This window comes from Dokdonia sp. Asnod1-B02 (assembly GCF_045063955.1).
Taxonomy (GTDB): Bacteria; Bacteroidota; Bacteroidia; order Flavobacteriales; family Flavobacteriaceae; genus Dokdonia.
The window spans coordinates 1,118,921-1,143,278 of the sequence record NZ_JBEFNW010000002.1; the positions used below are offsets into that span (position 1 = coordinate 1,118,921).

A 24,358-nucleotide genomic window follows, 5' to 3' on the forward strand; every position below is an offset into this window, starting at 1 on the left:
TGTTGAGATTATGTAGTAACGTATTCCTTTAAATCAGAAGTTAAGATATCTGTGAGTTCGCGCTCATTATCAGGATTTGTCTCTGTAAAAATAAATCCAAATACAGGATAGCTATGTATATCTAGTGGTCTTACTAATACTGGTTTTTCAAACTTTGTAGCTATCTTTTTGTAGTCAAAACTTTTGATGCTTTCGGCAGGGATACCCGTGCTATTATCGAGTATAATAATGCTAAAGACTTTATCTTCCTTGCTTTTAAATATCTGGTCCCAGTTAGGTTTTTTGCTTTCGCGAAAGCATACATAAGAATTAAAATCTACAGTAACACCAAGTGAGTCACCCGTAGTACAAAATCCACCAAAACGCAACGGATTAACCTCAATAGGGGTAATTTTTCCAGAAGCATCGATGCGTATCTCTGCATGCGCAGGAAAATTCTTGAGTTGTAATTCTTGTCCTAATGCGTTTAGAAATTCATGTATGGCAGCACTATGTGTGATGATAATCTCTTTTGAGGTACAATAAACGCGATCGCTAGTATCCTTTCCAGAAGAAAATAGGTGGTGTAAAATGTTTAAGATTACAACCTCACCATTTGCATTGTGATAGTAATCTATAGCAAATTCTTCTCCTTGAATAAATTCTTCAATAATGAAATACGTGGTGTCCAGTACATTTTTAGGAAAGATGCTTTTGAGCTTCTCTGGGTGCAATTCCTTCTTTGCCTGTTCCCAATCATGTTGATCTTGAATAATATGAACTCCTATACTGAAAAAGCCAACACTAGGTTTTATAACAAAGGGAAATTTTAAGGTAGCCGAATCTAGAAGATGGACATCTGTTAAAGAAAGCTTTTGAAAATAAAAATCTGGAAACAAGCTTTTAGTAAGCTCTCTAAACTGGACTTTGTCCTTTAAAATATTTATTTGGCGAGCAAGCTGGCTATCTCCTAGGTGCTCTTCTATCCATACTAGCGCATTTTCTGAGTTAGAGTACAGCGTCGTGTCTGGATTATCGTTATAGATCGTTATAGCATCCTGCTCATCAATCCAGTTAAGTGTGTCATCTTGTATGATAGACATAGCAACTGGAGTTGCAATAATGGGGTAGTTATTTTCCTTTATAGTTGCAATAAGAAAATCTGAAGCAAATGGCTTATCTATTAAAAACATAATGATGGTTATTGTGAGGTACTCTAATTAAACTTTAAGCCGTAGCGGTTCCAAAATAAGCGCTTATCCCGCTCAAGATACTTTGTACAGCATATGCGGCTAAGATGAGTCCCATTATTTTACTAATAACTGTAATCCCATAGTTGCCTATGCGCTCTTGAAGTTTATTTGCTCCAAGTAAAATCAAGCAAGTAAGTCCTATAACAAATAGCACGAGCGCTGTAGCTATAAACTGCTCTTGTATGGAATAAATGTGATTATCTGTCATCAAAACCACTGCCATAATTGCTCCAGGTGAAGCAATAGATGGTATAGCAATAGGGAAAATGGTCACATGTTTATAATCTGTGATTTTACTCTTTTCTTCTTCTGGTTTGCCATCGCCAAAAATCATAGTTAGCGCAAATAGAAATAGTATTACACCTCCAGAGATCTGGAAGGCATTTAAGGAAACAGACATGCCCTCAAGAATGAGTTGCCCTATCACAATAAAAAATAAGAGTATTAAAAATGCTATCACAGAAGCTCTAATAGCAATTTTCTTTTTGTGACGTAAATCAAATTCTTTTGTAGCCTCTAGATATACAGGGATAGATCCTATAGGGTCGATCACTGCAAAAATGAAGAAAATGGAAGTGATGATTTCAGACATTTGTCGCTTTTTATAATGAATTGTAAATGTAGCATTTTCTCATTCTTCATATTCTCAAATTGGAAAACAGCTTGTAAATAATATAGTGCAGCTGTAATAGCACGTGCCCTCTTTGTAAACGTAGTACTTGTAATTTAATTTATCCCGATTTTTTGCTAAGATGCAGATATTCAGACTAAAGCATTATATTTAAGGCTTATGGCTATAAAAACATCCACAGACGCAGCTTCCTATATTTCTATAAAAAATTGGTCTGAAGATGATAGGCCACGGGAAAAACTAATGATTAAAGGAAGATCTGTGTTATCTGATGCAGAGTTAATCGCTATTTTGATAAGTTCTGGTTCTAGAGAAGAAAGCGCAGTCGCACTAAGTAAACGCATTCTCTCACAGGCCGAGAATAATCTTTCGGAGCTGGGTAAATTTTCGGTAAAAGATTTAATGAAATTTAAGGGAATAGGAGAGGCAAAGGCAGTTACTATTGCTGCTGCTCTAGAACTAGGGAGAAGGAGAAGTGGTGGAGAGACGCTTTCGCGAAAGCGTATATCTTCCTCAAAAGATGCTTATCAGATTTTGCAACCAATAATAGGAGAGCTAGGGCATGAGGAATTCTGGGTGCTTTTTTTAAATAATTCAAACAAGGTACTACGCAAAGAGCAAGTGAGTAAAGGCGGACTCACGGGAACACTAGTTGATGTAAGGTTAGTGATGAAAACAGCTATTGAGCTCAGTGCTGTAGGAATGATTTTAGGACATAATCACCCTTCTGGAACATTGAAACCATCACAGGCAGATAAGCTACTTACTGCCAAACTAAAGACGGCTGCACAGAGTCTAGATATCCAAGTCTTAGACCATATTATTGTGACCGAAAAGCAGTATTTTAGCTTTGCCGATGACGGCATTCTATAATCACTGCCCGCCTCATGTTACTCGTTTATACGCATAAAATTACACCTCGTGTTTCATATACATTCAAGCATATATGTACACGTATTCTTGGGGTGCCAGTGCAATTTACTAGTAAGCTAGAAGCTTTTATTGCTCACGAGGGACCTAAACTTTCATATACCAATAAAAAATTAGGTAACGAACTTCACATAAGAAGTACAGACTTGCTCTTTGATCAAGGAGTGCTCTCTATGGATGTAAGTGTGCAAGATTGGGATGGAGTTCCGTGCTTTTTCCAAATAAGAGAAGCCACTACAGAGATTCCTTATGATATTTTTGCAGCAACATTTTACTTGTTAAGTAGGTATGAAGAGTATTTACCACACGTAAAAGATGAGTTAGGACGCTTTCCTGCCTCAGAGAGTCTGGCGGGAATACATGGTTTTTTACAGCAGCCAGTCATTGATATCTGGATACATCGTTTTGCAGCGGTACTAGTAAATAGTTTTCCGGCAATTGAGTTAAAGGACAGCAGCTACCATACACACATGATGGTTACCGTGCCTCAAGCTTTCAAGTATAGAAAGCTAGGTGTGTTGCGCATGCTGGGAGGTTATATGCGAGATATAAGTAAATTACGCTTGCGCGAAATTTTAAAACGAACCCAGGTGTTAGTGGGCGCTCGTAAAGATCCTTATGACACCTTTGGGTGGCTTACAAATGTTCAGAAAAATGAGAAGTGTCTCTTTCAGGTGTTTTTTCAAGTAGGAGATTATGGTAAGGATGGGAAGAATATAAAGCATTCTAAACGCAGTTTTCAAAGCACCATAAAAATGGTGGGAGACTATTGCAAAGTAGGTTTGCTGGTTTCACCACAGGCAGCACGTGACAAGATTTCTTTAGGTTTAGAACGTAAACGTCTAGAAGAAATAGAGCACAGACCATTGCGCAGTATACATATCTCAAATTTTAAATTGAATTTGCCTCACGTATATCGTGATGCTTTAGATCAAGAGATTCAAGAAGATTTCACCATGGGCTATGATGGAATTATAGGCTTTAGAGCAGGTACATCGCAATCATTCTTGTATTACGATCTCGATTATGAGATACAGACGCCATTAGTGATAAATCCAGTATGTATGCAGTCTGACGCCATCATAAATTATAAAAATCACACCATAGATTTTGTACTTCTCAAAGAATTACAAGATCGCCTTAAAAACATAGGAGGAGTATTTAGAATCTCTTTTTCTAATGATTCCTTTGATGATATTTACAGTAAAAAACTCTTTAGACACTTACTAGCAGATGGCTAACATTACAGATATATTTTTTGACCTAGATCACACATTGTGGGACTTTGACCGTAATAGTGGTTTGGCTTTCGCCAAAATTTTTGAACTCAACAATCTTTCTATTAATTACGACGAGTTCTTAGAAGTTTATAGTCCTATAAATTTCCAGCAATGGAAATGGTATCGAGAAGAGCGCATTACTAAAGCACAGCTACGCTATGGAAGGTTTAAAAAGACTTTTGATAAAATGGGTATCTCTGTAACAGATGATATTATTGATAGACTCTCTGATGATTACATCAATCACTTACCAGAGAATAATTTTCTATTTGATGGTACCATAGAGCTACTAGATTATCTAGCGCCTAATTATAAGATGCACATTATTACAAATGGCTTTCAGGAGGTGCAAACTACTAAAATGGAAAAGTCTGGACTAGCACCTTATTTTGAAACTATGACCACTAGCGAGTCTGCCAATGTAAAAAAGCCAAATCCTAAAATTTTTCATGTAGCTATGGAAAAAGCAGGAGCAACCGCCAGTACTAGTATTATGATAGGTGATACTTATGAAGCAGATATTGTAGGTGCTATAAATGTAGGGATGGACGCTATCTGCTTTAATTACCACAAACTAGCATTACCGCAAGGAATAAAAGAAGTCAAGAGTATCATGCAGCTTAGAGATCATTTATAGCAATAATAAATGCGTAACTATCGTTTTAGTCATTCAAGGCATAATACGTATCATATATGGGTTATTATAGACGGATAAATTTTGTTATTGTAGTAGTGCTTCAGCTATTAGTAGTTGCTTCTTGTGTAAGCGATATAGATCTTGATCGTATTGATGAGGTTGTTCTTACTCCAAGAATTGATGCGGATCTTGTTTTCTTTACTCTTAGTGCTTCAGATTTTGAAACTGCAAATACAAATACTGCTCAATTAGTTGTGCGAGATACAACTAGACTCGAGTTTCTTGATGATAATGTGGTTCAAGAAAATTTAAAAGAAATAGAGCTCACGTATCGTTCTGATAATACATTTGATAGTGCTCTTATAAATAGATCTTTGTTTTTAGATGACGCTGGAGTTATTCAATATGAAGTGAGCTTTCCTATAAACGCATCACAAAATGGGGAGGTAGCTACTACAAGATATCAAGTGATACTTTCTGAAGAGGATATAGAGGCTATTAGGAATTCCATACAGCTAGTAAATGAAGTGACATTATTCACAAATGGAATTGTAAGTGAAGGAGTTTTAACCCTGCAGAGTAAAGCAGTCTATTCATTAGAACTTTCAGACCTTTAATATGCGCGTACTAGCTATTATAATCTCTCTAGTATCACTAAGTACTTTATCTGCACAAAACAGACCACTTCTGTATAATGTGCAAGAGTTACCTCAGTCACTACTAAGTAATCCTGCTAGTGTTATTAATTTTGATAAGCATATAGGCATACCACTTTTATCAGGATTTTCTGTTGAGGGAGGCTCATCTGGAGTAAGTGCTTATGACCTCTTTAGGTCAGATCGTGATATTAATACCTCTATCGATATTGCCATCGCTGAGCTTGATAATAAGGATTATTTTAGCTTAAATCAGCAGCTAGAGATTTTATCTTTTGGTTGGAGATCCAGAAAGTCTGAGATTTATTACTCTGGAGGTTTGTATCATGAGATAGATGCTCTTATCTATTTCCCTAAAGACATCGCAGTGCTAGCCTATAGAGGTAATGCAGACTATATTGATAGAGCGTTTGACTTTTCTGATCTTTCGTTTACAGCAGAGTCACTCTCTGTTTATCACTTTGGATTACAGAAAGAAGTAAATGACTCTTGGCAATTAGGAATAAGAGCTAAAGTTTACATGAGCGTAGCAAATGTAAATAGCATAGATAATACGGGAACCTTTGTCACTAGAAGTACGCCTGAAGGGCCCAATTTTTATAGTCATCAACTTCGTAATGCAAGACTAGGAGTTAACACGTCTGGAATTGGATCATTATTTGATGATGAGGAGTCTACTGATGTTGGTGAAATTGCTAGTAATGCTTTCCTAAGTGATAATGTTGGATTTGGCATAGATCTAGGATTTACACATTTTCTTAATGATCAATGGCTGCTTACAGGAAGTCTTATAGATATAGGTTTTATTAATCATAAGGGAGATGTTAGAAATTTTAGTGCGACAGGAAATTACGACACGAGTGGTATTGAGCTAGAATTTCCAGGCGCTATCCAAGGAGTCGAGACAACTTTATACTGGCAGGAGCTAGAAGATGAGTTTGAGGATGCAGTTATCCTTGAAGATAGCCTGTCTAATCCTTATACAAGTTGGCGTCCCTTAAAAATAAACGGCTCTGTACAGTATTCCTTTGGGGAGGATAGGGGAGAGGCTTGTAATTGTACATCAAAATTAAAAAGGAGTTACAACAATAGAGTAGGTGCTCATTTATATAGCATAAAAAGGCCTAAAGGTTTTCAAACAGCATTAACGGGTTACTATGAAAAACAGTGGGGTAATAAGTTGCTATCGCGAGTTACATATACTTATGACAAACGTTCGAGTAAAAACATAGGACTTTTAATGAGTGCAAAAATTGATAAATTTAATCTTTATCTTGCTGCAGATAATTTATTAGAATATACAAATCTAGCAAAAGCTAGAGCCGCGAGTTTGCAGCTTGGAATGCAGCTAGTCTTCAATAACAAATAATCCCAAAATGAAATTATTACTTAGCTTATTATTTACTGTGTTTATAGGGTCTTCATTAATATCTCAATCTGTTAATGATTACAAATACGTCATTGTACCAGAGAAATTTGATTTCTTAAAAGAAAAAGATGAATATCAATTGAATAGCTTAACTACATTTCTTTTCAATAAGTACGGGTTTGAAGCTTACGTGGAAAAGGCAAGTAATCTTCCGCTAGATTACAAACGTAACGGTTGTAATACGCTTCGTGCAGATATTGTAGAATCTTCAGGAATGCTTAGAACCAAATTGCAAGTGAAATTATTAGATTGTAATGATGCCGTAGTCTTTATTTCAGAAGAAGGTTCTAGCAAGCTCAAAGAGTATAAGAAAAGTTATCATGAAGCGTTGAGAAGAGCTTTTGAATCTATTGAAGAGCTTAATTATGCGTATCAAGAAAATAACAGTGTGGTGGTTCAAGAAAAACCTACTATCACAGAAAAAGTTGAGAAACCTACAGTAGATAATACTCCTAAGGTAGAGAACATAGTTAAGTCTACTGCTTCTAGTCAAGAGCAAGTAGGTAATGAGTCACTTGCCGAAAAAGCTGTGTTAGCGGTACAATCTTATGTTAGTACAGATGGCGCTTATGAGGCACTAACTGCTGGTTCATCTATTCAGTTTTTTGAAAATTCTCAAAAAATAGGTGAGGTGACTAATGTAAATGTAGATGCTCCTTTTCAAGTAAAAACAACGCAATTTAGTGGAAAGGGGTATTTAAAGGAAGGACGCCTTATTATAGAGCGAGTAATAAAAGGAATTGCAGATCCTATTGAAATGATCTTCATAAAAAAGTAGGACAATTTTAATATCCATATTTAGAACCCCATTTTTCTTTTAAGCTTTCGCGTAAAGCTTTTTCGCGGGCATTATTAGTAGGTTCATAAAATCTGGTGCCACTTATTTCGGGTGGCATAAATTCTTGCTTTACAAAACTACCTGGGAAGTCGTGTGAATACTTATAATCATCACCATACCCTATTTCTTTCATTAACTTGGTAGGAGCATTCCTTAACGGGAGTGGTACAGAGAGATCTCCTGTTTGTTTTACTAGCTGCTGCGCTTTTCCAATTGCAAGGTATGAGGCGTTACTTTTTGGTGAGGTGGCAAGGTAAGTCACGCACTGACTGAGTATAATGCGTGCTTCTGGATACCCGATTGTAGTTACTGCTTGAAAACAATTATTAGCAATTACCAATGCCGTAGGGTTTGCATTCCCAATATCTTCAGAAGCTGCAATAATAAGACGGCGAGCAATAAATTTTACATCTTCTCCACCTTCTATCATACGGGCAAGCCAATAAACTGCCGCATTAGGATCACTTCCTCGTATTGATTTTATAAAAGCAGAAATTATGTCGTAATGCTGCTCTCCAGTCTTGTCATAACGTACAATATTCTGTTGTACTTTAGATTGGACCATATCATTAGTAACAATTACCTTCTTTTGGGGCTCTGTAGTTACTATAAGTTCAAATATATTGAGCAGTTTACGAGCATCTCCACCACTTAAGAATAGTAGTGCTTCCGTTTCTTTAAGTGTGATATCTTTCTTCTTGAGAATGCTATCTTCTGTAATTGCTCTATTAAGTAGTAATTCTAAATCCTTCTTGTCAAAAGGTTTTAGAATATACACTTGACAACGGGATAGCAGTGCGGGAATAACCTCAAAACTTGGATTTTCTGTAGTAGCACCTATTAGGGTAACCCAACCACGCTCTACTGCGCCTAATAGAGAATCTTGTTGAGATTTTGAAAATCTATGAATCTCGTCTATAAAAAGAATAGGATTTTTTTGAGTAAAAAGTCCTCCACTTTGTTTTGCCTTGTCAATAACGTCGCGTATATCTTTTACGCCACTGTTTATAGCGCTCAATGTGTAGAAAGGTCTGTTAGACTCTTCAGAGATAATAGTAGCGAGGGTTGTCTTTCCTATGCCTGGAGGCCCCCATAAAATAAGCGACGGAATAATACCTGCTTTTAGCGCCTGCTGTAATGATCCGTTAGGACCTACAAGGTGTTGCTGGCTGAGGTAATCTTCTAATTTTTTAGGGCGTAACCTTTCTGCAAGAGGAGTATTCATGTTACAAAAATAGCTATTTTGACGAGGTCTTTCGTGACAATATTACATCTACTTCATCTGTGGTCGTTAATTTGTAGTTAAAGAGATAATCACATTATTATGCACAAAGAAGCAGATTATTTTAAGTTTTATAACGGGGTAGTAGTGTATCCATTGTTATTTGTACTCGTAATGTGGATTATATTTTGGGTTGAAATAAAGTTCGGCTTAGACTTCACAAGATGGGGTGTTAAACCGCGTACTGTATCGGGAATAAGAGGTGTGATTTTCTCACCATTTATTCATTCTGGAATTAAACACTTATGGCACAACACCGTGCCATTACTTGTACTTAGTGCCGCCTTGTTTTATTTTTATAGGAAAATATCTTGGCGTGTTTTGGCGCTTCTAATACTCTTAAGCGGTGCAGGTACTTGGATGATTGGAAGAGTTTCCTATCACATAGGTATGAGCGGTGTTATATATGCGCTAGTTTCTTTTCTCTTTTTTAAAGGGATTCTAGCAAAGCATTTTCGGCTTATTGCACTTTCCTTAATAGTTGTCTTTCTATACGGTAGTCTCATATGGGGAACGCTACCCACTAGTGAGACTATATCTTGGGAAGGACATTTATCTGGATTTATAGCTGGAGGATTGGTTGCGTTATGCTTTCGCGAAAGCGTACCAAAACCAGTCACATACAACTGGGAGCAACCAGATTACGTGTCAGATGAAGATCCATTCATGCAGCAGTTTGATGAAAACGGAAACTTTTTTGAGTTACCTCCAGAAATTGACCAAGATGAGGAAACAGAAACTATTGTGATAAGTTATGAGTATAAAGAGCCTAAATCACCTGAAAAAGGTGACTTATGAGCGTTGTCTAACTATTTCATAAAGAAAAGCACCACAAGCTACCGAAACATTTAATGAAGCAATAGAGCCCTTAAGAGGAAGTTTTGCTTGTTTGTCTACAATTTTGAGAACGCCAGGGGATACTCCACTGTCTTCACGCCCCATTACTATAGCCGTAGGTGGCGTAAAGTCTGTTTCAAATAAAGTAGTCTCAGTTTTTTCAGTCGCAGCCACTACTTGTACACCAGATCCTTGTAGGTAATAAATAGCATCTTTGATGTGGTCAACCTTTGCAATAGGAATATTAAATGCAGCTCCTGCCGAAGTTTTTATAGCAACACCATTTACAGGTGCGCCACCTTTTTTAGGGATAATGATACCATGCACACCTGTACACTCTGCAGTACGTATGATGGCACCAAAATTTCTTACATCAGATAATTGATCTAATAATATAAATAGGGGAGCAGCTTCAGTTTCTACAACAGCATTTACAAGTTCTTCAAAATCATAAAATGAGATTGCGCTCACTACGGCAATTGCTCCTTGGTGATTTTGTTGCGTTAGTTTGTTAAGTTTTTCAATAGGTACATGAGAAGTCTGTACACCATTTTTTTTGATGAGTGTATTGAGTTCACTCAACAAAGGATTATGAAGTCCTTTTTGAAGGAAAACTTTATCTATTTCTTTACCAGCTTGTATAGCTTCTATGATGGCACGAGTACCAAAGATTTGTAGGTCTTTTTGCATAGCGCAAAGATAGTTAAAAGGTAATCTATTATAGAATAATTAGATAATGTCTAATGATAACAAAAAAAGGGAGACCATAAATGGCCTCCCTTTGTAATATAAGTTATTGCTTTATGTTATAGAGCAGTAAAATTAGTGTACGAAATTGTTCCACTAACTTCGTCAGTAATCTTTTCAAAAGATCCTAATGCAATATACTGTCCTTGTGCAACTCCAGCAGGAAGGGTTCCTACAAATGCATTGAGAGATCCGTCTGGTAATGTAGAAAGTACTTGATAATCTATTGCCTCATCTGCTGGTGCTCCAAAGATTACAGTATAAAAAACATATACACCATCTTCTCTACCTACAGTTTGAAATAAATCACTTTCGAATCGAGTCCCGCTTTCTGAGCTTTCTAATATTGTAGTGAAAGCTTCATCTATAACGAAAAAGTCAAGATCTGCTCCTTCAGGATTAGTCCAATCAAAGATGCTGTTTAATCCTCCTGCAACTCCTAAGGTATCAGAAAAGATCCCAATATCTGTTGAGTTAGGAGCAATAACGTAAGTTGTGTCTGCTTCTAAATCATCTAAAAGGATTGCTGTTGCAGATAACGTACCTGCGTTTTCTGCTACTAAGCCATCAGGAATAAATCCATCGTCAGACGGCATTGTTAATGATCCAGTTCCAGTTGTAGTTCCAGCAGGAACAACTGCTGTACCAGTACTTACATCGCCATTGTCAAAAGTGACTTTTACCGTAACAGTGGCATCAGAGCTAAATGAATTTCCAATTGTAACAGCAAAAGGTGTTAGGTTACCTTCTCCAACGTTTGGTTGAAGCGCAGTTACCATAGCATCTACTGAAACAATATTTTTTGTAAGAGGATCACCTTCTCCAGCAGAAACGGCTTCATCATCTTCACAGCTTATTACTCCAAGTGCAAGTACTGCAGCAAAAGCAAATTTTCCGAAATATTTAATATAATTAAGTTTCATCCTTTTTATTTTTAGTTTTTCTGAGCTTCAAAAGCAAGATTCCCGAATGTGAATAATGCGCCAGTACCTGTTTGAGGTACTATAGTGCGTACGTTAAATAGGATAGTACCTGTACAAGAAAAGTAGAATCCAGAATCTGCCTGAATTTCAGTATCCTCAAAGCCTCCACAGCAATATTCTAATGTAGAAAATGCACGTTGTTGAGCAATACTACCAATTCCTGTAGCTGGATCAACAACTATAGTAATTTCAAATGGATCATCACCAGCATTAAGAGGGTTAGACTGGTAAGGATTTATTAATACCACTGTATTTGGATCAGTTCCAGCAATAACTTCAAACTCAGTGTTATTACACTGACCTCCAAGATCACAATTTGTAAAAGTGTATGTTCCCAATGCCTCTTCTGTGTTGAAAGGACAAGAGATGAATGACGTAAATTGATATGACTGTAATTGTCCTGGTTCTGCTTGTAAATCAGGGTTAATTAAAGAGAAATCTGTTACGCTTCCATCAGTCGATGTGCTAGTCGCTTGGAAGTCAAAACGATCTCCAGCTCCAAAATCTGCAACCTCAAGTCCTAAAGCACCAGATAAATCTTCTAAATTAATAGAGAAGTTAGCTGGGAACGTATCAGTAGTGTACACTGTTACATAATCTGATAATACTCCTCCTGTAGAACGAGCAACTTGTAGTTCATAAGACGCTACATTAGGTACTGGTGCCTTTAGTACACCAGTAATTGCAGTGTTATCTAGGTCTGTAACATCTAGAATAAGGTTGTCAAATTCTATCGTTATATAGGAGCCATCAATCGTAGCGGGTAATGGGTATTTTTCATTATCCTCACAGCTGAAAACACCAACTGCAATAAAGGCAATGAGAAATGATTTAATAATATTTTTCATCTTTTCTAGTTTTGAAATTAGTTAATAAATCCAGCTGGATTTTTGTCCCAGAATACCTGACGTGAAATATCAGCCTGTTGCGTATTAGGATTGTTGTTTATACTTGTATCTGGATAAAATGCGCTTCTATAAAAATCTCCTGGGTTAGGGTTTAAAGAAGGTTGCATATTGTTAGGGAAGCCAGTACGACGGTAAGCGTTATAAATCTCAAGACCATTACCAAATGACGCAATGTGTTGCTCTTTCATTATCACATTAAGCTTATCATCATTTCCAAGTGCAGCATTGTAAGCTTCATTCACAAAATTTACGTAATTATCTATTTGTGCTTGAGTAGCTAAGAATTCTCCTAATAGAACTTCTTCATTAGCCGCAGTGTCAGAATCATCAGCAACTACAACTGTAGCTGGGTTTAACCCTCCGAATGAAGTTACTTTGTCCATTGAGAATCTGATGGCATCTTCAAGACTTGCTTGAGCATCACCTATTCCTAATTCTAGAGCAATTTCAGCCTTAATAAATGCAATGTGCGTACTTAAGAGAATTGGTTCAATTCCAGCTCCTAATAATCCATCTGTACCATCATTTTGAATTCCGGCAGCATCGCCTACATCAAACGCTCCTCCAGCAGGGTAAATTCCCCAAACGGTTCTTTTGGTATTGTCAGGTGGAATACCACTTGCATCTCCATGATCACGTCCCCAATAACCTCTTGCAGGCACAGCAGTACAAAATGGTACTGATACATCGACATCTTCATAAATAGAAGTTACACTAGAATAGTGCCCTGGAGCTGCTTGCACAGAACACCCTAAGGTGAATATATCTTCATTTTGGGCATTAGTATCTTGACGATAGAAGTAATAAAATAATCTTGGATCATCAAAACCTTTTTCTTGCGTCATTTCCCACATTAAGTAATTAGCTAAATATCCAGAGGCATCGTTTTCATAGTTACCATTATAACCAGGATGACGAGTATTCGGATTTAACCTATTTGCTCCATAGTTAAATTGAAAATCTTCAGAAGCATCATCAATTAAATTATTAGCATTTAGAAGTGCAGTAATTCTTCCTGTAACATCAATTCCTAAATCACTTGCGCCTGCTTTAGCATTGTTAAGCGCACGAAGTTCTAAGGAGTTTGCTGCGGTAATCCATTTCGCTCTAGATGTAGAAGAATTGGCAAGGCCATAATAGAAATCTTCTAATGGCTCAATTCCTGTACCACTTGCTAGTAGAGCTCTACCTTGATTTAATTCTTCAAAGGCAGCCAAATAAACAGATACTTGATCAGTGAAGCTTGGGCTTTGATTATCAGCTCCTTGAAGGGCTTCCTCTAAAGGTACATCTCCAAAGAAGTCAACTAAAGTGAAAAGAACTTGCGCTTTTAAAATTTTAGAAACACCTAATTGGTATGAGAAATTAGTTTCTGCTTCTGGAAAGTTTTCAAGTGTTTGCACATCTTGAAGAATTCCTGCATAAGCATTAGACCAGATTCCATTAAATGTTCCTGGCGAATATGCTCCTGCGTATACACTAGATCCAGTCATTGAAAACTGTCTAGTTACTGATGAAGCAAATGATCCATAACCTCCAGTTGTTGAAGCAAATCCTGCAAAATTTAATTGAATGTTATTAAATAGAAATTGCGGGTCAAGTTGGTCCTGTCCTACTTGAGTAGGACTCTCTAGTAAGTCTAACTCTGTGGTCTCACACGAGTTAGTAGCAAATATCATTGATAATGCTAATATAGAATATATTATTTTTTTCATTTTCTTTTTGTTAGAATGTTGCATTAAGACTAAAACCAAATCTCTTAGAAGTAGGCCCAGTTAAGTAATCAAATCCTTGACCATTCCCTACACCTGTACTTGATACATCTGGATCAAAATTAAGACCATCAGGAAAGTTTATTGCTTTGAACCATAAGTTTTGACCGATGAAGTTAACTCTAAGGCTACCTAATGGTGTGCGCTCTAAAAGTTTTTCTGGGAAAGAGTATCCTAGTGACACTTCTCTTAAACGTATAGAAGTTGCATCATAAATGGCTTGTTCATCAATGAAGAATCCAGAATTTACAAATCCTACGTCTGTGGCAGCGATTTGAATATTATTTGGAGCTCCGTCTTGTGTTACACCTGGTAAGATGTATGTTTGAGTTCTGTCAAAATTTGTATCTTCTGTTAATCCACGTGCTAATAGAGCTGCAGCTGTTGTAGAATACATATCTCCACCATGTTGATATTCAAGTTGTGCTTGTAATGAGAAGCCTTTGTAAGAGAACTCATTAATTACTGTAGATCTCCAATCTGCATTAGGATCTCCAATAACTGAAAGGTTATTATCTACAAGATAGTTACCATCACTTCCTACAACTAAATTATTGTTAGCATCTCTCGTGATTGAGCTACCTACAATTACACCAAAAGCTTGACCTGAAATAGCAGCATTACCTAAATTAGTAAATCCAGCAAATACTGTGATACTTCCATCTTCACCTCCGTTATCTTCAACAATATTTTCATTTACAGACCATTGTCCATTGATGTCCCAGTTGAAATCTCCTTCTTCTTCTCCGCGTATTGCTTTAATACCGAAACCTACTTCAATACCTTTGTTAGTGATTTCTCCAATGTTATCTGAAGTAACAGTATATCCTGTAGCAGGATCTAAAAGTCTATTCTGGATAATCAAGTCATTTGATACTTTATCATAAACTGATAAATCTAGCGATAATCTGTTTTTAAATAAGCGTGCCTCAATCCCTGCTTCAATTTCTTGAATAAGTTCAGGCTTCAAATCTGGATTTCCTAATGTGTTAGACACTGTAAGAACGTTTACAGCTCCTCCATCTTGATTTTGGAAAACATTTGTTCCACTTCCTAAGCCAATTGATGTAGCATAAGGATTTGGGAAACCTGCAGAGGATCCATAACCTACTCTTAATTTAATATAGTTTACTACATCATTACCTTTAAGTGACTCAAATGCAGTTGTTGGAATGAAAGAGAAACTAGCAGATGGATAGAAAATAGCTCTGTTTTCCTTTGGTAGAGAAGAGAACCAATCATTTCTTCCTTGTAAGTTTAAATATGCATAGTTGTCATATCCAAGGGTTACGTTACCATAAAGTCCAATTATATTTTGTTCTCCAAAACCTGTAAATCCATTTGATTCTTCAAAGTTGTTGTGAGTCAATAAGCCATAAACAAACTGTTGATTACTAGATACTCCTTGAAGACTTGTAACTTCTCTTCTAGGGTTAAGACCTATGTTACCATCAATATTTAATTTATCTGAAATTGCTTTGTCAAAGTTTAAACTTAACGTGTGATCCCAAGTTTCATTTATTCTACTTGAAGTTGTTAAAACACCACCTTGGATTTGCACCCCTCCTTTATTTGCTCCATACTGTTGTTCTTGTGAGTATGTATCGTAAGCTACACGGTAACTTACATTGAACCAATCACTAATGTCGTAAGATGCAGATATATTAGTAAAGAAACGATTAACACGTTCATCATTTTGAATGTTGTTCAATGTCCAAAAAGGATTGTCAATATCATTTCCAGCTCTATAATATACACTTGAGTTATCAACTGGGTTCTGAAATGGAAGTCCTATTAAGTCAACACTTCTTGGCGTATAAAGAACGTTTGCAAAGAGTGATGCGGTTCCTGCTGCAGGGTTACTACCTGTAGCAACTGCCGTTGGAGGAGTTGTTCTATCAGTTCTGGTAAAGTTAAATGAACTAGATATATTCAAACCATTAGCTAGTTTAGTAGATCCACCTGCACTAAAGTTAATACGTTGGTATGTACTCGTTTTTACAAAACCTTCCTCATCAGTACGTCCAAAACTTACATTGTAAGATCCTTTGTCAGTAGAGGAGTTTACTCCAATAGAAGTAGTTGTAACACCACCTGTTGTGAAAAATTGTTCAACACTGTCGTAAGGGCGATATGCGTAGTCAGCTCCTTGGAATTCTGGAAAGACATCTGCAAGAGCCGCTCTGTCGTAAGGGTGAGGTACATTACCGTTTTCATCTACACCATTAGATCCTCTAGAGTCAAAATTAGGACCCCAGTTACTAAAGGCTTGAGAGTAACCTTGGTAAAATCCATTACCATATGTGTCTTGATAATCTGGTAGGTTTGCAATCTCAGTCACAAAATAGGATTGATCTACAGAAACTTCAAACTTCTTCTGAAGTGCACCTGCAGTAGATCCAGATTTAGTTGTAATAAGTACAACACCATTACGTCCAGCTTGTCCATAAAGAGTGGTTGCACTTAATCCTTTAAGTACCGATATCTCTGATATGTTATTTGGATCAATATCCAAGAAACGAGATGAGGCAGAGTTACCACCAGAGTTAAACCCTTGATCAGAATTTGTATCTGTGTTAAAAGGGATACCGTCAACTACAAAAAGTGGTTGGTTACTTCCATTAATAGAAGAGTATCCACGAATAATAATGTTTGTACCAGATCCTGCTAGTCCAGACGTCTGTTGAATGTTTACCCCAGGAGCTTTTCCTTGAAGTACACGAGCAACATCTGTTGAAGGTCTAGATCCAATTGCTTCAGATTGAATAGTTGTAACCGCATATCCAACGGCCTTCTTTTCTCTCTTAATACCTTGTGCAGTTACAATCACCTCTTCAAGTGCATTGTCAGTTGCAAGTCCTACGTTAATTGTAGTTTTATTTCCAACTGTTACTTCTTTTGTAGTAAAGCCCACAAAACTAAAAACAAGTACATCAGTTGCACTTGCTTGAATTGAGTAATTACCATCAAAATCTGTTTGGGTTCCGTTAGATGTTCCTTTAACAATGACATTTGCACCAGGCAAAGGACCATTTTCTTCGGTAACAGTTCCGGAAACTGTTGTTTGTGCAAGGGAAACTTGCACTACAAACGCTAGTAATAGCGTTAAAATTCCACTAAACTTTGTTTTCATTTTTATAAATTATTTGAATTAGCCGTGGCTAAAATAACATTTTATATATAAAAATTAATATTTCTTTAACGAAATTTAGCTTGTAAATCACTGTAATACCGCTTTTTATTAACGAATTGGCGGGATATTAGTATTTAATTGTCACGTATACAGGGCTTTATGTACTTATATTGATTTGTTAATAAAAATGAAAAAATGTTGAATATTCACCACGCTTTTAACATATTTGAAATCTCTTATTTTTCAATGAGAATTGATGTTTTACTGGTTAAATGCCAAACAAAAAAAAGGCCACTCATGATTTGAGTGGCCTTCTTAGATATTAATTAGGAAAATTTAGTTAACGTCCCAAAATAGTTTACTGATTATTAAATCACCATTCGATAAGTTAGCTGCTGCAGCATCTCTGTTTGCTCCATTTAGAGTTTGTAATACCTGTGGGTATCTTAGTCTAAATGGTAAGTCAGATACTGAAGGGTCAACAGGGCCAGCCTCAAAAACATAGCTTTCAACTCTGTTTTCTGGAGCAAGTCCATCAATCTGTTCTTGAGCTAATGCAACAGTTTCGTCTACTTGAACTAGAATATCAGGAAAACCTGTTCTTCTATATTCAGTGTAAGCTTGATGTCCTTGCATATATAAAGCAATATATTTTTGATTTAATACGTTGGCTTGATTAGCCGCTGGTAAGTTACCTACAAAAGTAGCGATGTCTGCCGCAGGAACTCCCCATTTTTCCATACTTGCTGTAACTCCATTCTCATAGTTTGCTTGTGCGAAACCATTTCTTTCAGAAATTAAGAACTGTACCTCTGCATATTCCATTAGTATCTCGCGATAATCTGGTTTAATTACATTACTACTTGGATATGAATATGTAGTTCTATCTAGAAAGTTAGTATTTCTGAATGCATATGGTACTCCTAAATAGTCGTCATAGTCCATAGTTACTGCAGCAGTCCCAGATTTTACATCTTCAATGTCAACAGAAATTGGCACGGCCATTTGAAATAATCTTGGATCTTGATCAAAGTTTCCTCTTTCACCTTTAAGTAGTTCAACAAAAGGAGCGGCTACCGCAAAGTCAGTTCTCGTAAGAAATGCTCCCCATAATGGAGATGCATTTGCATCTGCAGTGTCATAAGCTTGTGAAGCATTATCATCATTTGATGTCATTACTCCGCTAGCAATTGCTGCGTCAAAAGCTGTTTGGTATGCACCAGCGTCAACACCTTTGATAGTCGTAGCAACTCTTAAGATAAGTGAGTTCGCAAACTTTTTCCATTTTGTCGCATCTCCATTGAAAATGTTATCACCGTTAGTGAATACAAGTTCATCTTCATTGATCATATCTGCAGATTCTCTAAGCTCTTTAAGGATATCTGTGTAGATATCTTGTTGAGCAGCAAACACCGGTGTAAAGTTACCAGCATCTAATTGTGCAGCTTGGAAAGTTTCATTATCAGATCCATAAGAGTAATAAGGTACATCTCCAAAGAAATTTGTCAACTCATAAAACATATAAGATAACATGATGCGTGAAGCAGCAATTTGATTGTCATTATTTCCTGATGCTGCTGCATCTCCTCTAGTTTCTTCATTTGTATTTAGATCCAATATTGCTTTGAAATCTGTCATCGTCAAGTACGTGTTGTTGTAAATTGACTCAGCAGTAGTTTCTCGATAAAGAAATCTATCTTCATCGGCATAAGCAGTTTGTCCCCAATATTGCATCCATGGCAACGTAAGACGACCTTCATTAAATCCACTTCTTGAAAAATCAGTAAATTGTTTCGTTGCGCTTGAAAATATATTAGCGGTAGGAACAACCTCTGGTTGGTTCGGATTGATATTCAGTTCAACTAAGTCATCGGTGCATGATGTAAATGCGCCAGCGATGACTAGCATCATAATTATAAAAAATTTAGTTTTCATTTTCTTAAAATTTTAATTGTACGTTAAACCCGTAGCTCTTTGTTGATGGAAGCGATCCTCCTTCAGAGCCTTGAATATTTCCACTTCCTGAAGTAGCTACTTCTGGATCAAAGTTGTCATTATCTAGACCCCAAACACCTAAGTTTCTACCAAAAGCTGAAAGCATAACATCAGATACTCCAAGGTTTTTAATCCATTCTGAAGGTAATCTATAGCTTAGAGACACTTCTCTTAATTTAATATAATCTGCATCAAATACGTTAGCTGCGTCTGGTCCAAAAAAGTAATCAGTACCTTCTTGTTGAGCAGAAATTACTTGTGTATTTGCTGCTGTGTCAGTAACTGTGTAATCTCCATTTGCGTCATACGTAACCGTTCCTGTTACTCCTTCCAATACAGTACCTACTTCACGTTTATTATCTGTAGCAGTCTGTTCAAGAATACCAGAATAGTTACCCCAGATGTTTGTTAATGATCTGTACTTTCCACCTTCTTGAATATCTACTAAAAATCCTAAACTTAAATTTTTATAGCGGAAAGTATTTCTGATACCTAAATTAAAATCAGGTAAAATAGTTCCTAAATTCTCTTGGTCCTGAGTCTCTGCAAAACTTCCATTTGAGTTTACTACTTTATTTCCTTGATCATCAAAAACAAAGTTTGTTCCTCTAATAATTCCATAAGGTTCACCTACAACGGCATTTAATGTAACCGAGTTGAATGGAAAACTTGCTATCTGTAAAGATTCTACGCCATCTATTAGCTCAAGTAACTCATTGTTGTTCTTTGAGAAGTTAAAAGTTGTATCCCAAGAAAAATTTTCTGTTTGGATAACTGTCGCATTAACTAAAGCCTCTATACCACGGTTTCTTAATGTTCCGCCATTTGTAAATGTAGAAGAGAAACCAGTAGAAGGATCAACCTGAACAGGTGTAATTAGGTTAGAAGTTTCTTCATTATAATAAGTAAGGTCAAAACTAATACGATTTTGTAAAAATGCCATCTCTAAACCAAACTCATAAGTATTTTTGAATTCTGGTTCAAGATTTGGATTTTGACTTGTATTAGAAGTGCTAAAAGGTACATCACCTAAAAATGGAATTGATGCACTAAATATAGTTGCTAGAGAATAAGGGTCAGTATCACTTGCTACTTCGGCATATCCACCACGTATTTTACCAAATGAAAGCCACTCTGCCTCTATAAGATTAGAAAACACAAGACTACCATTTACACTTGGGTAAAAGAATGAAGCATTATCTGCTGGTAGAGTAGAGGACCAGTCATTTCTTCCTGTAAACGTTAAATATGCAAAGTTGTCATAACCTACTGACACAGATCCAAAAACACTATTGACGCGCTTTCTTGAGTCAAATTCAGTTGCTTGTGCTGGATCTGCTGAATTACTAATTGTGTAAAGTCCTGGAACTACGAGTCCTCCTGAAGTTGCTGCTGAAAGTCTGTGGAATTCGGCATCTCTTCTGTTTGTACCTAAAAATGTATTAAGGCTCACTTTATTATCAAAGAATTTTTTATCGTAGTGAACACGCGCTTCGTAGTTTATTTCTTCAAAGTCACGATCAGATTCTGCATAACCTGCAACTCCCTGAGATCCTACAGCAACTCTTTCATTGATTCTAAAATCATAAGTATCTGCATAAACTTTACCTACAACATAAAAGTCATCCGTAAAATTATACGTAGCTCCTAAGTTACCGTACCAACGAGTTCTTTTATCCTTTGCAGTATTTTCATACAAGGTCCAGTACGGGTTGTCTGAGTATCTTGGATTTCCGTTTGTAGCAGAAATTCTATTCCAAGGTCTTTGTGATCCATCAGCTAGTTTGTAATCTCTTAGACGACTATAATCAAGAGAAGTCTGTCCAAATTGATATAATTGCTGTACTACACCAGCACCGGTATAACCAGAAGCAGGTCTGTTAAATCCTTCAGTAACAGTAAGGTTTACAATTGCTTCCACTTTTAACTTATCAGATATCTGGCTAGTAGCGTTAAAGTTAATTGAATTCTTTCTTAAGTTTGAATTCGGTACAATACCATCAGTTCTAGTGTTGTTAGCACTCAAACGCATTGTTGATTTATCTGTTCCTTGTGAGAATGATACTCCATTGTTGTAAGAAACGCCAGTATCCCAAAATGAATCAATGTTATTTTTAGGAGCTGACCAAGCACGAGTTTGAAGAAAATCATCTGCAAATTCAGGGTCAAAAGCATCCCAGTGTAGTACTTGTTGTCCTTCAAATCTAGGTCCCCATGATTCATCAGTACCATAATCAACTACATCATATGTAGTTCCGTTTATAGTCGCTTGATTGAACCCAGCTTGACCAATGGTACTAGCATCTCCAGCACCGCCTCCGTAGAGTTTTTGAATTTTAGGGAGAATGTTTACAGTTTCAAATGTAATACCTGAGTTAACTGTAACTTCAGCTCTTCCTTTTTTTCCAGATTTAGTAGTAATGAGTATTACACCATTACTTGCTCTAGATCCGTAAAGTGCAGCTGCAGGTCCACCCTTAAGAACGTTCATAGTTGCGATGTCATCCGGATTAATATCAAAACCAGCATCACCGTAATCTCTTCCACCTCCACCAGATTGTGTGGATGAAGAGTTGTAGTTACTGTTGTCTAATGGAATCCCATCTACAACAATAAGAGGTCTGTTTTCACCTGTAATAGATGATGCACCACGAATTACAATACGTGTAGACCCCCCTAAGTTACCAGTGGCATTAGAGATTTGAACTCCGGCTACTTTACCCGAAATCGAGTTAAGTGCATTTGGATTCCTAGTCTCAGCAATTTCTTCACCAGAAACTTCTTGAGTTGAGTAACCTAGGGATTTCTTTTCTCTAGAAATACCTAATGCAGTAATCACAACCTCGTCAAGAGCATCTCCAGCAGCTAGTGTTACATTAATAGTAGAAGAAGTACCTACTAATATAGTTTGATCTGTAAAACCTACATAAGTAAAAACAAGAGATTGTCCTTGCTCTGCTTCTATTGAGTAATTACCATCAAAATCTGTTTGTGTACCTGTGTTTGTTCCTTTCAAAAGAACATTTGCTCCCGGAAGAGGTACGCCGGTGTCGTCTTTCACCGTTCCAGTTACTGTTAATTGTGCAAACGAAACTTGCACTACAAACGCTAGTAATAGCGTTAAAATTCCACTAAACTTTGTTTTCATTTTTATAAATTATTTGAATTAGCCATTCCAAATAAAGTCATAAAGAAATCTAATTAATACTCTTTTAACGAAATTGGGAATGTATTAACAATAATCATAAAATTCACCATTTTGTTTAACATATGGATTTCTTAACAAACTGTTAATGAGTATTTATAACTCTTAAAATTTAACAATTAATTCTCCGAATATAAGTTTTGTTTAACATATTGGAAATATAAATTTCTGTGAAATTTTAGAGAATTAGTGAGTGTTTTTAGTGGTGAGATTAACTATTGGTATTGATTATTAAAGCTAAGTGATTGCTCTTGTTATGTAGGACGTAATTAGTTAAGGAGATTTCAAAGATGTTCCTATGGGTTGTCTTTTGCGATTCTTGTTTTAACGCTTACGCGAAAGCGAATTTGTTAAAGTTAATACTTGAGTATAGAGCAAAAAAAAGCTCGAAACAATTAAGTTTCGAGCTTTTAAATTTATGTTCTTGATTAAATGGAATTAATAGCCATCGTTTTGAACCATACTAGGGTTGTTGTCTAACTCCACCTGTGGAATAGGTAGAATTACTTTATTAGCTCCAGGAGCAGAAACAGCTCCTCCATCTGAACGAAGGTTTTGATTATTTCTTAGAAGATCCATTCTTCTGTGTCCTTCAAAAGCAAGCTCTTTACGTCTCTCTGTTAATATCTCGTCTAAAGTTACAGATGTAAGTGCGTCTAGACCTGCTCTCTCACGAAGTGCATTGATGTCATTCAAAGGAGTATCTCCAATTGTAGAACCATTTATAAGGTTTGCTTCAGCACGTATTAAATACATTTCTGTCACCCTTAATACATTAGGGTCAGAATCCTGCGTAGGTCCATTAGGATACTTAGTAGTAAAGATAGCGCCAGCGTTGTTACCTGCATCAGTTGCAGAAATTGTTAAACTGCTAAAACGTAAATCTCCAGTCTCTTCGCTATATGCGTCAATTAGATCTTGTGCAAAAGGTAAATCACCACGACCATTGTTTGATGATGGGTTATAGAAAACATCGTATCCATTTCCAACAGCAGCATCATCAGACAAGTTTCTTACCTGAAAAATATGTTCAGATGAGCTTGCATTAAAAAATGAATAGTCTGTTGCTAATGCAACACCAGGTGCACTAATTGCATTGTTTGCAAAAGTTGCTGCATTTTCCCAGTTCTCACGATATAAATATAAACGAGCTAGAAGTGCGTTTGCAGCGGCTGCAGTAGCTCTTCCAGGATTTGTATCAGGTAAGTCTGGAATTGCAAGTAGTAATTCATTCTCAATGAAAGTATGAACATCATTTACAGAAGCTCTTTCTTTTCTAAACTCCTCAATATTACCAGCAAAGAATTCAGTTACAATAGGAATTCCAGCTGACGACCCATTACCAACTTGGAAAGGCTGAGCAAATAGATTCACAAGATCAAAGTGAGATATAGCTCTAACGAAACGAGCCTCAGCAATCCATTGGTCTTTTAAGAAAGCGTCAAAATCCTCTAGTTCGCTAATTGTTCCGTCGATATCTTCTGATGTTAAAGGAGGTAAATTAGTAAGGATATTATTTGCCGCTCTTATATTCTGAAAAGCGTCTTGCCAAATAGCACTAACATTTGTGTTTGTTGATAAAGCCGAAAAATCTCTGATATCTTGTAATGTTGGGAAACTTCCAACAAAATTTGCATTATCAGCAGTGTAATCGGCAATGATTTGAGGAACACCGTTAGTGTCAGAATCTTGAAGTACACTGTACATTCCAGCTGCAGTACCACTTATTCTAGGGAAATCATTGAATAGCGTTCCAATAGGAAGTGCATCTTCAGGCTGTATTTCCTCAAGTCTGTCATCACAACTATATAGTGATGAAACTACTAGGGCAGCACCAAATAATTTTGTTATTATATTTTTCAT

General features: G+C 36.6%; 18 protein-coding genes. 7 read left to right on the forward strand and 11 right to left on the reverse strand.

The features are described 5' to 3' along the window. Positions 1-8 precede the first annotated feature (8 nt). Both ACJJVU_RS05055 and ACJJVU_RS05060 read right to left on the reverse strand, forming a co-directional pair. Positions 9-1,172, reverse strand: coding sequence for an ATP-grasp domain-containing protein (locus tag ACJJVU_RS05055; RefSeq protein WP_405222943.1), 1,164 nt, complete (start codon positions 1,170-1,172; stop codon positions 9-11). Positions 1,173-1,206: 34 nt separating this feature from the next. Then, complete coding sequence (locus ACJJVU_RS05060; RefSeq protein ID WP_108876891.1) at positions 1,207-1,824, reverse strand: MarC family protein; 618 nt, start codon at positions 1,822-1,824, stop codon at positions 1,207-1,209. A 198-nt stretch (positions 1,825-2,022) separates the two neighbouring features. On the opposite strand from ACJJVU_RS05060, the gene radC reads away from it, so the two are divergent. The 6 genes from radC to ACJJVU_RS05090 all read left to right on the forward strand — a co-directional run bounded on the left by radC (position 2,023) and on the right by ACJJVU_RS05090 (position 7,573). After that, positions 2,023-2,736 carry a DNA repair protein RadC gene (radC, locus tag ACJJVU_RS05065; protein WP_013751299.1) on the forward strand — a complete coding sequence of 238 codons (714 nt, stop codon included), beginning with the start codon at positions 2,023-2,025 and terminating at the stop codon, positions 2,734-2,736. Between the two features lie 14 nt (positions 2,737-2,750). After that, positions 2,751-4,034 (forward strand): polysaccharide deacetylase family protein, encoded by a 1,284-nt coding sequence (locus tag ACJJVU_RS05070; RefSeq protein WP_405222948.1) that lies wholly within the window; start codon positions 2,751-2,753, stop codon positions 4,032-4,034. Beyond that, positions 4,027-4,710 (forward strand): YjjG family noncanonical pyrimidine nucleotidase, encoded by a 684-nt coding sequence (locus tag ACJJVU_RS05075; RefSeq protein ID WP_405222950.1) that lies wholly within the window; start codon positions 4,027-4,029, stop codon positions 4,708-4,710. Before ACJJVU_RS05070 ends, ACJJVU_RS05075 begins: the two co-directional genes overlap by 8 nt. Before the next feature lie 95 nt (positions 4,711-4,805). Beyond that, positions 4,806-5,327: a hypothetical protein gene (locus tag ACJJVU_RS05080; protein ID WP_405222953.1), complete on the forward strand. Its 522-nt coding sequence runs from the start codon at positions 4,806-4,808 to the stop codon at positions 5,325-5,327. A 1-nt stretch (position 5,328) separates the two neighbouring features. Next, positions 5,329-6,735 (forward strand): DUF5723 family protein, encoded by a 1,407-nt coding sequence (locus ACJJVU_RS05085; protein ID WP_405222956.1) that lies wholly within the window; start codon positions 5,329-5,331, stop codon positions 6,733-6,735. Between the two features lie 7 nt (positions 6,736-6,742). Further along, the gene (locus ACJJVU_RS05090) at positions 6,743-7,573 is read left to right on the forward strand and encodes a hypothetical protein (protein ID WP_405222959.1); all 831 of its coding nucleotides are present in this window, start codon (positions 6,743-6,745) and stop codon (positions 7,571-7,573) included. Positions 7,574-7,580: 7 nt separating this feature from the next. Here the strand turns inward: ACJJVU_RS05090 and ACJJVU_RS05095 are convergent, their stop codons facing one another. Further along, complete coding sequence (locus ACJJVU_RS05095) at positions 7,581-8,858, reverse strand: replication-associated recombination protein A (protein WP_405222961.1); 1,278 nt, start codon at positions 8,856-8,858, stop codon at positions 7,581-7,583. A gap of 99 nt (positions 8,859-8,957) precedes the next feature. On the opposite strand from ACJJVU_RS05095, the gene ACJJVU_RS05100 reads away from it, so the two are divergent. Then, on the forward strand, positions 8,958-9,713 hold the full coding sequence (locus tag ACJJVU_RS05100; RefSeq protein ID WP_405222963.1) for a rhomboid family intramembrane serine protease: 756 nt from the start codon (positions 8,958-8,960) through the stop codon (positions 9,711-9,713). Here ACJJVU_RS05100 and rlmB read toward each other — a convergent pair. The 8 genes from rlmB to ACJJVU_RS05140 form a co-directional block, all read right to left on the reverse strand. Further along, a complete protein-coding gene (gene rlmB / locus ACJJVU_RS05105) occupies positions 9,708-10,442 on the reverse strand; it encodes a 23S rRNA (guanosine(2251)-2'-O)-methyltransferase RlmB (protein ID WP_405222966.1) in 735 nt (244 codons plus the stop codon). The two genes, ACJJVU_RS05100 and rlmB, sit on opposite strands and share 6 nt — an antisense overlap. A 116-nt stretch (positions 10,443-10,558) precedes the next feature. Then, a complete protein-coding gene (locus ACJJVU_RS05110) occupies positions 10,559-11,422 on the reverse strand; it encodes a hypothetical protein (RefSeq protein ID WP_405222969.1) in 864 nt (287 codons plus the stop codon). An 11-nt stretch (positions 11,423-11,433) separates the two neighbouring features. After that, complete coding sequence (locus tag ACJJVU_RS05115) at positions 11,434-12,330, reverse strand: hypothetical protein (RefSeq protein ID WP_405222970.1); 897 nt, start codon at positions 12,328-12,330, stop codon at positions 11,434-11,436. Between the two features lie 17 nt (positions 12,331-12,347). Further along, positions 12,348-14,105 (reverse strand): SusD/RagB family nutrient-binding outer membrane lipoprotein, encoded by a 1,758-nt coding sequence (locus ACJJVU_RS05120; RefSeq protein ID WP_405222973.1) that lies wholly within the window; start codon positions 14,103-14,105, stop codon positions 12,348-12,350. 10 nt (positions 14,106-14,115) lie between these two features. Beyond that, positions 14,116-17,295: a SusC/RagA family TonB-linked outer membrane protein gene (locus ACJJVU_RS05125; protein ID WP_405222976.1), complete on the reverse strand. Its 3,180-nt coding sequence runs from the start codon at positions 17,293-17,295 to the stop codon at positions 14,116-14,118. 336 nt (positions 17,296-17,631) lie between these two features. Further along, entirely contained in the window at positions 17,632-19,230 is a 1,599-nt protein-coding gene (locus ACJJVU_RS05130; protein WP_298328911.1) for a SusD/RagB family nutrient-binding outer membrane lipoprotein, read from the reverse strand. Between the two features lie 4 nt (positions 19,231-19,234). Then, the gene (locus ACJJVU_RS05135) at positions 19,235-22,438 is read right to left on the reverse strand and encodes a SusC/RagA family TonB-linked outer membrane protein (protein WP_298328908.1); all 3,204 of its coding nucleotides are present in this window, start codon (positions 22,436-22,438) and stop codon (positions 19,235-19,237) included. Positions 22,439-22,933: 495 nt separating this feature from the next. Next, positions 22,934-24,358, reverse strand: coding sequence for a RagB/SusD family nutrient uptake outer membrane protein (locus ACJJVU_RS05140; protein ID WP_405222980.1), 1,425 nt, complete (start codon positions 24,356-24,358; stop codon positions 22,934-22,936).

Coding starts and splice junctions, on each gene's coding strand:
- ACJJVU_RS05055 (WP_405222943.1), bottom strand. CDS start 1,172: ATGTTTTTAATAGATAAGCCATTTGCTTCAGATTTTCTTATTGCAACT.
- ACJJVU_RS05060 (WP_108876891.1), bottom strand. CDS start 1,824: ATGTCTGAAATCATCACTTCCATTTTCTTCATTTTTGCAGTGATCGAC.
- radC (WP_013751299.1), top strand. CDS start 2,023: ATGGCTATAAAAACATCCACAGACGCAGCTTCCTATATTTCTATAAAA.
- ACJJVU_RS05070 (WP_405222948.1), top strand. CDS start 2,751: ATGTTACTCGTTTATACGCATAAAATTACACCTCGTGTTTCATATACA.
- ACJJVU_RS05075 (WP_405222950.1), top strand. CDS start 4,027: ATGGCTAACATTACAGATATATTTTTTGACCTAGATCACACATTGTGG.
- ACJJVU_RS05085 (WP_405222956.1), top strand. CDS start 5,329: ATGCGCGTACTAGCTATTATAATCTCTCTAGTATCACTAAGTACTTTA.
- ACJJVU_RS05090 (WP_405222959.1), top strand. CDS start 6,743: ATGAAATTATTACTTAGCTTATTATTTACTGTGTTTATAGGGTCTTCA.
- ACJJVU_RS05095 (WP_405222961.1), bottom strand. CDS start 8,858: ATGAATACTCCTCTTGCAGAAAGGTTACGCCCTAAAAAATTAGAAGAT.
- ACJJVU_RS05100 (WP_405222963.1), top strand. CDS start 8,958: ATGCACAAAGAAGCAGATTATTTTAAGTTTTATAACGGGGTAGTAGTG.
- rlmB (WP_405222966.1), bottom strand. CDS start 10,442: ATGCAAAAAGACCTACAAATCTTTGGTACTCGTGCCATCATAGAAGCT.
- ACJJVU_RS05110 (WP_405222969.1), bottom strand. CDS start 11,422: ATGAAACTTAATTATATTAAATATTTCGGAAAATTTGCTTTTGCTGCA.
- ACJJVU_RS05115 (WP_405222970.1), bottom strand. CDS start 12,330: ATGAAAAATATTATTAAATCATTTCTCATTGCCTTTATTGCAGTTGGT.
- ACJJVU_RS05120 (WP_405222973.1), bottom strand. CDS start 14,105: ATGAAAAAAATAATATATTCTATATTAGCATTATCAATGATATTTGCT.
- ACJJVU_RS05125 (WP_405222976.1), bottom strand. CDS start 17,295: ATGAAAACAAAGTTTAGTGGAATTTTAACGCTATTACTAGCGTTTGTA.
- ACJJVU_RS05130 (WP_298328911.1), bottom strand. CDS start 19,230: ATGAAAACTAAATTTTTTATAATTATGATGCTAGTCATCGCTGGCGCA.
- ACJJVU_RS05135 (WP_298328908.1), bottom strand. CDS start 22,438: ATGAAAACAAAGTTTAGTGGAATTTTAACGCTATTACTAGCGTTTGTA.
- ACJJVU_RS05140 (WP_405222980.1), bottom strand. CDS start 24,358: ATGAAAAATATAATAACAAAATTATTTGGTGCTGCCCTAGTAGTTTCA.